We start from the raw sequence: 1,440 nt of genomic DNA on the forward strand, positions 1-1,440 counted from the left end.
CGGCAGCGCCTTCCGGTCGATTTTCCCGTTCGGCGTCAGAGGCAGGCGCTCAAGCTCCACGAAATACGACGGGATCATGTACCCCGGCAGCTCGCTGGCAATCGCCCGTTTCAGGTCTGCCGCCGTCAGTTCGCCATCCGTTGTGTAGTACGCACACAGCGCTTTCTGTCCGTTCGCGTCACTTCGAACCAGCACCACGACTTCACGCACGCCTTCCACACTCAGCAGTTTCGCTTCGACTTCGCCCGTCTCAATCCGGTACCCCCGGATTTTCGCCTGATTGTCGATCCGGCCGATGAAGTCCACGTTCCCGTCCTCCATCCACCGCGCCAAGTCTCCTGTGCGGTACAGCCGCTCGCCCGCGGCGAACGGACTGTCTACGAACTTCTCTTCCGTCAGCTCCGGACGGTTCAAGTACCCGCGTGCTACCCCGACTCCGCCAATGACCAGCTCGCCCAGCACCCCGACCGGCACCGGGTTCAGATGCGCGTCCACGATGTAGAATTTCGCATTCAGCCACGCTTTGCCGATCGGCACATGGCCTGTCTGCGGCAGCTTCGCCAGCTCCTCGTCGTAGAAGCTGGAGTCGATTGCCGCTTCCGTCACGCCGTATGCGTTGATGATCCGGAACAATGAGCCGAAGCGTTCCTGCAAGGTCCGGTAATCCGCCACGCTGCAGCTGTCCGAGCTTGTAATCAACAGCTCCATCCAGCTCATATCCAGCCCCTGCTCGTGCACGTACTCCAGGAACGGCACGATCAGCGCCGGTGTAGATTCGAAGACGGTGACCCGCTCCCGCTCCATCCAGTGGTGCAGACGAGACGGATCGATCCGGTCGTCCTTCGGCACAATCACCATCGTGCCTCCGTTATACAGCGTCCGCGCGATATCGCCCACGAACACGTCAAACGAGAAGCTTGCGAGCTGCAGCAGCCGCACCGGGAACTGATCCAATCGGTATTCCCGCCGGTAGCCCGCCGCCGTGTTCACCAGGCTGCGGTGCTCGATCATCACGCCCTTCGGCTTGCCCGTCGTTCCAGACGTATAGATCACGTATGCCAGATCTTCCGGCCGGGCTTCATGGAAGCTGCCCATGCCGACCTTCTGATGGCTCACATCGCCGTCGTCTACAGCATCCGTCAGCTTACCAGAGACCATGCTGGAGCCAATCGGCGCATTCGCCCGCTCCTCGCTGTACGACGCTTCGTCGTCGAGGTACAGCACCGCTGCCAGCGCCAACTCCTCTTCACCGAGCCAGGCTTCGGCGCGTTCCCGCAGCGGCATTTGCGTCAGCAGCACCTTCGCTCCACTGTCTTCAAGCATGAACCGCACGCGGTCAGCCGGATAATCCGGGTCGAGCGGCACATACGCCCCGCCCGCTTTCCAGACGGCCAGCACGGCCACCAACAGGTCCACCGAACGCTCGGCGAGAATGCCGAC

General features: G+C 62.0%; 1 protein-coding gene. It reads right to left on the bottom strand.

Features of this window, described 5'->3' with window-relative positions:
• On the bottom strand, positions 1–1,440 hold a 1,440-nt coding region (locus tag ABN764_RS29450), incomplete at both ends, for an amino acid adenylation domain-containing protein (protein ID WP_446673860.1).

Source organism: Paenibacillus wuxiensis (assembly GCF_040195695.1).
Classification (GTDB): domain Bacteria; phylum Bacillota; class Bacilli; order Paenibacillales; family Paenibacillaceae; genus Paenibacillus_B; species Paenibacillus_B suaedae.